5 protein-coding genes and 3 pseudogenes are annotated in these 5,968 nt (G+C 34.0%); 1 reads left to right on the top strand and 7 read right to left on the bottom strand.

Annotated features, from left to right (window positions below):
• Window positions 1-261: 261 nt before the first annotated feature.
• Complete coding sequence (locus ACFXN8_RS26140; RefSeq protein WP_386848289.1) at window positions 262-726, bottom strand: SMI1/KNR4 family protein; 465 nt, start codon at window positions 724-726, stop codon at window positions 262-264.
• Between the two features lie 116 nt (window positions 727-842).
• Between ACFXN8_RS26140 and ACFXN8_RS26135 the strand changes: the two are divergent.
• A pseudogene (locus ACFXN8_RS26135) lies at window positions 843-1,076 on the top strand (IS3 family transposase); the annotation flags it as partial.
• Window positions 1,077-1,278: 202 nt separating this feature from the next.
• On the opposite strand, the gene ACFXN8_RS26130 reads toward ACFXN8_RS26135, so the two are convergent.
• The 6 genes and pseudogenes from ACFXN8_RS26130 to ACFXN8_RS26105 form a co-directional block, all read right to left on the bottom strand.
• Window positions 1,279-1,776, bottom strand: coding sequence for a hypothetical protein (locus ACFXN8_RS26130; RefSeq protein ID WP_386848288.1), 498 nt, complete (start codon window positions 1,774-1,776; stop codon window positions 1,279-1,281).
• 210 nt (window positions 1,777-1,986) lie between these two features.
• Window positions 1,987-2,766 (bottom strand): pre-toxin TG domain-containing protein, encoded by a 780-nt coding sequence (locus tag ACFXN8_RS26125; protein ID WP_386848287.1) that lies wholly within the window; start codon window positions 2,764-2,766, stop codon window positions 1,987-1,989.
• A gap of 247 nt (window positions 2,767-3,013) precedes the next feature.
• Complete coding sequence (locus ACFXN8_RS26120; protein ID WP_386848286.1) at window positions 3,014-3,460, bottom strand: hypothetical protein; 447 nt, start codon at window positions 3,458-3,460, stop codon at window positions 3,014-3,016.
• 171 nt (window positions 3,461-3,631) lie between these two features.
• Window positions 3,632-4,873 carry a PoNi-like cognate immunity protein gene (locus tag ACFXN8_RS26115; RefSeq protein ID WP_386848285.1) on the bottom strand — a complete coding sequence of 414 codons (1,242 nt, stop codon included), beginning with the start codon at window positions 4,871-4,873 and terminating at the stop codon, window positions 3,632-3,634.
• A 27-nt stretch (window positions 4,874-4,900) separates the two neighbouring features.
• A pseudogene (locus ACFXN8_RS26110) lies at window positions 4,901-5,389 on the bottom strand (hypothetical protein); the annotation flags it as partial.
• 123 nt (window positions 5,390-5,512) lie between these two features.
• Window positions 5,513-5,809, bottom strand: a pseudogene (locus tag ACFXN8_RS26105) (pre-toxin TG domain-containing protein); the annotation flags it as partial.
• Between the last annotated feature and the right edge of the window lie 159 nt (window positions 5,810-5,968).

The raw sequence follows: 5,968 nt of genomic DNA, 5'->3' as shown, positions 1-5,968 counted from the left end.
ATATCCTCCTAACTATTTAAAGTTAGGATTATTTTGATATAAAGTGGCTCTCATTTCAATTGCGTTGGTGGCTCAGTTTTAGCTTAACAAATACAGACTTTGTCACAATGCAAAAATAAACAGCTCACACTTACCAATAAAATGGTTGTATGAGCTGTTTGAGTAGATGAAAAGCTTTTTTAGCTTATGATAATAACTATTGTAATGAAGCAATTATGATTTTGTGAGCTAAAAATATCCATAGTAAATTAAAATAACCTTTTAATCCCTTTTTTGAAAAATATACTTATCTTTAATATACCTACGCTGTAAAAATTCTGTAAAAGTATCTGTAATCTTATAAAAACCATCTTTCTTTTTGCCTTCAGAATAAAAATAGACTGCAGGATCTTCACCCTCATCTAATTTAAAGAAACAAAACATACACCCTTGACTCATCCAAAATACAAAGTCGTTAGGAGTAAGGCTCAACTGCACGTTATTTTCTTCTAATACTTCTGCTCCCCATTCGTTTAATTCCAATAACTCGTCAAAAAAACATGACTCACCTCGTAAAAAAGTATGCTCTGTTCCTCCACCCATTACTTCAAGAAACTCAATGTAAGCTTCAGGAAGTTTATTATTTCCTATCAATTTTTTCACTTCATTTACTTCTTCCTTTGTACAAGGTTGCATAGGAATTTTATCTTTTTGAAGTTGGGCAACAAGTTCATTTAAATATACCATTTATTTCTATCCTCCTTTTTTCGGAATTAATTCAACACGAATTACTTTGGAATATTTGAAGGAATCATTGATTCCAAACTAGACATATTAACTTCTCCGTTTTTCAGTTGATTTTGAACTGTTACTACAACTCAGTCATGGAGAATTACTTTGGAATTATGAAATCTGAATTCCTTTACATGAAGGAATTTGAAAGTATAGAGCATTTTAAAATAGAATTAGAAAAATATATAAATTACTATAATATGAAACGGATTAAGGCAAAATTAAAACGAGTCCGGTGCAAAACTGCAAAACCGAACTCACTTAACCTAAGCTGGCCTAATGAAATAACCGTGTCTAACTTTTAGGGGTCACTTCACTCCTCAAGATTTCAAAAATAATTTACTGGAATGTCAACACAAATTGAACATTTATAAGGATTGCGATTCATTTTGAGATACTTCTGTTTCAAGGTGTCTACCTTATAAGATATAGTTTAAATAAGTTGCCCATTTTTTAATGTCCTTTACAAAGGGTACACTTTAAATGTGCCTCTATAGATTTTAAGTGTTATCTCAAAATTTGTTCAATAGCACTTTCTAAATCAATTGCTTCCTGACCAATCACCAATAAGCAACTATCATCATCGGATGCAGGCTCAAAACCGATTCTTATTTTTGGAATATTATATTTGTCTTTTAGAACTAAAAGAGATTCTACTATTTTCTTAGCTTTCAGCTTAATTTCAGTTCTCTCATCTACTAATAACTCTCTTTCTGAAAAATTAAAAGTAATATCCCCTATATCTTTATCAAAGGAAAATATTATCATCACATTATTTAAGCTACACCCTATTTCTATTTGGTTCAGAAATACATTTCCCGTTCCTAACGGTGTGAGTATTTCCTGGAAACTTTTAATTTGATGAAATTCAATATCATCTCCACTATTCTTATCAAAGAAATGAGATGACTTTATTTCTGGTGAACTAATCTTAAGTTCTTCAAACACTAGTTTATCTAACTCATCTTTTCGGAAGTCTTCTAGAATAATTTCAAGATTTTCCAAACTATCTACTCCTTTTTTATTAGTCAATAAAGCCCTTAAATGTTCCATCTTGATTAAGTCTTACTCCACGACCATCAGGCAATCTCTTTTCTACGAATGTGATACCCCTATCGTTTGTAACTTTAATAAAGTCACCTGGGCATCAATAATTTCCTCCAAATGCTTCTTTGCTGTCTGATTAATTTGGTCTGAGCCACCCTTAACTTTGCCTCAAATATCGGGATGTCTTCCTCCATGTTTTTGTAGCGCATGACCTACAATCGTTTCTCCGCCTTTCTTAGCTTGTGTTGCTGAATCAATAATGGTATCACGGCTGACACTGATAGCATTACCCGTACCCCTATTTCCTGTTATCTCTTTTTCTTTTTTTGTATATTCATCAAACTTAGAACTATCTCTTGCTTTTGCACTTTCATCTACATTTTTTTTGATTCGCTCTGCCTGACTTTCTATAATTTTTGCTCCATCTTTTGCTTTATCAGCCACTTTCGCAGGTTTATAGAATGTATAAAATGCAGCTTCAGCTCGTTCTTTCAATGTTGAGTCAGGACTTAACATTGTTTCAATATCTTCGAAAAAGAAATTAAATGTAGATTTTAATAGTTTCTTTTCATGATTTCTTTGTTCTTCTATAAATTTGTCTATTATTTCACGTTCTTTTTCTTTTTTAGTTTTACCTTTATTCCGAGGCATAGGACAGGAGCTTTCTAAATTTATATACTTTGATCCACCTTTTGGAATTACCACTTTCTGTCCAGTAATCATGTCTTTTCCAGTGGTCATTTCATATAAAGCCTTAATATTTCCAAAAACAGGAATGTAATTTAATCCCATAGAAACTAGTTTAAGATTTTGAGCTGTTTCATTCTTTTTGACTTGTTTGACAGCAGCTTTGGTCGCATTACTGACCTTTTTAGTTGCTTGCTTAACAGTTGCTTTTTTCACTGTAAGTATTGCTTTTTTCGCTGCCCGTTTAATCTTCTTGACCAAGTTTCTCCTGGATAGCCTATTTCTAAGCTTCCTGGCCTTTGTAAAAAACTTACCTCTCTTTTTCTTACGCTTCTTCCTAAGCTTTTTCAAGAGATTCTTTAATTTTAATTTATTTTTCGCCTTTTTGATTTGCTTTTTAATGGCCTTTCCTACTGCTTTTTTTGCACTCCTAACAGCAGGTATACAACCAAGGAGGCTGCTTATCGCTCCAAAAAACCTATATTCTTACCTTTCCCCTTCTTCGCCATTAAGCACCACCCCCACCAAGAGGGATCATGCCCATGACGTCTAGGGCAGATTCAAGGCCAGCTCCGTCTTCTGATGCATCAGACACGGACACAGGTGCTTTTTTCGAGCCTTCCATTTTCACAATCTGTCCCTGTATATCGGTAATTCCGTCTAGCACGAGACTGCTGGAGCCACATGACAAGTGCATAGATTCTGTTGCGCTCATCGAAATGCTTTTCCCAGCAAAGGTGATATCGTTGGCTTTTAGCGTAAGCGGATGCTTAATATGTACTTCTACTCCGCTTCCCTGATCCAACTTTAGGAAAACCGCGCCTTCTTGTGCAGTAAATGTGACAGTTTGTGGGTCTAGCCTGATGTTCTTGCCTTTTGGCGTACCCCAGTAGGATGTTTGGGGACCGGTTATTTTCGGTTGGAGTCGCCGTCCTTTCGTACACCGTGGCGACAACGGCAGCTTCCTCCCGATGAGATAGAAATGGTGGCAGTCAGAACTTCCAACTACCACCATTTTATCATTTATTCAATTTTAATTTATTCCATATACCTTTATTAACAGATCCCTCGATATTGACAATACTCCCTAAAGTTCTCTTTAAACCAACAAAACAGTACTGACTTCTTAATCAAATTCCTTTACATCTTTAACATTAACTTCATATAACTCTCCAACATTCGCATCCATCGGTACCAAAGCATAATAATTTTGATCATTATTTAAGATAAATTGAATCAGCTTTGATCTTGTATCATTCCAATAATTTTTCATACCTGAATAGTATTCTTCCACATCTTCTTTATAATCCAACTGCAGTATATATCCTTTTTCCGTCATTGCAAAAACAATTAAACTTCCCAACAGATTTTTTTCCACATTTTCTTTTTCGAATTCTTGTGATAAAAGCAAGATTTGATCTAACCCTATAAGTTTTTTGTATTTTTCATAAAAACTACTATCATCCATAACCTCATAATCCTGTATCAATTCATTGACAAATGAGTGCCACCTTGTTGGAATTATCTTTTCCAATAAAGGGTTATTTTCAATTCCTTCTATTATTTCATCTATCTCTTCAATCTCTTGCTCAGCGTTGTATTCGCTTAGGGAGATTGGTTTGAATTTCATTGAATTTTTGTAGTGTGTCAGTTCATATGGATAGTGATTATTATTTATTAGGCTTGTATCATCAAGTTCTAATATCTTTGCTAGTGCGGCTGTTTCAAAGCTCCAAAACCCTATATATCCAGGTTCTTTATGAGCATTTTTCCATTCATAATCATAATGGCCTTTAAACCATTCTTTCTCCATATACTTTTGCAATCTTTTAGATGCTTCTTTCTTATCGGTCTGCGCAAGTTCTATAATTTCTCTTGTTTTTGCATACGGATTTTCCTTAAAATAAACATTGGTGATTTTTGTGTATTCAATATCACTAGCACATAATAAAAAATCAATCACAGAATCTTTAATATTTTCTATCTCAACCAGCTTGGCTAATCTTACAATATTCTTTTTATCAGTTTCTAATAAAATCCCTAAAGATATCATCCAAAGTAGATTTAAATATCCAACCTCTCTTTCCCCTTTATTCTCTAAATCAGTAATGGCATTCTCAAAATCTTCTACCATTGTATTAATTTTTTCACCTAAGGAATATTTTGCAATAATATCATTTAACTCATGTATAAAATTCGATAGATAGGTTTCTTCTATAATACTTTTATTATCATTAGGATATCTTTGAATATCATTTTTTTCATCCTCTTCCAAACTTTTTATATCCTCTCTATTTTCTTTAATAAACTTTTTTCGGTATTCTATTCCTCTTATACATTTTTCTTTCACACACAAACGATCTCTCATTATATTTGATTCCTCCTAGCTTTTGAGTTAAGGCCATTCTCCAATTATTTCGCCCTTTGCATTTAGCTTATATGTTTTTACATTTCCACTACTATCAACTTTTGATAGAACTCTGTCTACTTCACCTTTTTTCAATGATTTCTCAATTTGTTCCGCTAATTCTTCATCTCCATCAACAGCTTTCAATATTCTACTTTTTTTGGTTTTCGTACCTTTCAACCAGTCATCTGACATTTGTGGTCCATCTTTAGGTGTTTTCGATAATTGTGAACTACCAAACTTTGCTTCATCAATAACATATTTGATATTTGAATCTGCATTTTTGTTTTGGTATAATCCGTCAATCCCTTTTACAATTTTATCATTTACACTTGATGGAGCACCCCTACCCATTGGCTTTAAGTCATATCCAGCATCTTTTAAACTTTGATTGTTTAATAAATTGTCACTTGACTTTATTTCCCCATAATTACCTTTTTGCTTGTTTGTAGCTGTACTCGGATTAAAGTCGTCTACATTATTCTGACTTGGATTTTTATCCTTTGGCTTAGGAGTCGTATTGCCTTTCTTCCCACCAGCAATAATACCACTTATTGCTCCTCCGGCCTGCTTACCTCCAACCGCAATTCCACCTACACGCTTAGCAATTTTAACAGCTGGACCACCGAAAACAGATGCACCGGATACTGCACGTTCCCATGTCTCCAATTTCCGTCCGGTAATTGGGTCTTTTCCAACGATGGTTTCATATGCAGCTTTGGCGTTTCCGAGAAAAGGAATACAATCTACCGCCGCAGAAAGCGCTGCTTTATATCCACCGGATTTAAAAGCATTGTAGGTGTTAGCAACTTTGCCTCCTACTTTTACCGCTGCCTTTTTAACTGCCTTTACAACTGTTTTTACATACTTCTTGGCCTTTTTAACTGCTTTTTTCACAGCCTTTTTAAACTTTTTGACCAAGTCTTTGAATGTTTTTGCCGTGATTTTAGGCGTTTACCTGGTGTATTTGTTAAGCTAAAACTGAGCCACCAACGCAATTGAAATGAGAGCCACTTTATATCAAAATAATCCTAACTTTAAATAGTTAGGAGGATA

The organism is Lysinibacillus sp. NPDC059133, from assembly GCF_042755925.1.
In the GTDB taxonomy this organism is placed as follows: domain Bacteria; phylum Bacillota; class Bacilli; order Bacillales_A; family Planococcaceae; genus Lysinibacillus.
The sequence above is the reverse complement of the archived record's forward strand: the minus strand, read 5'-3'. Positions and strand labels throughout refer to the sequence as shown.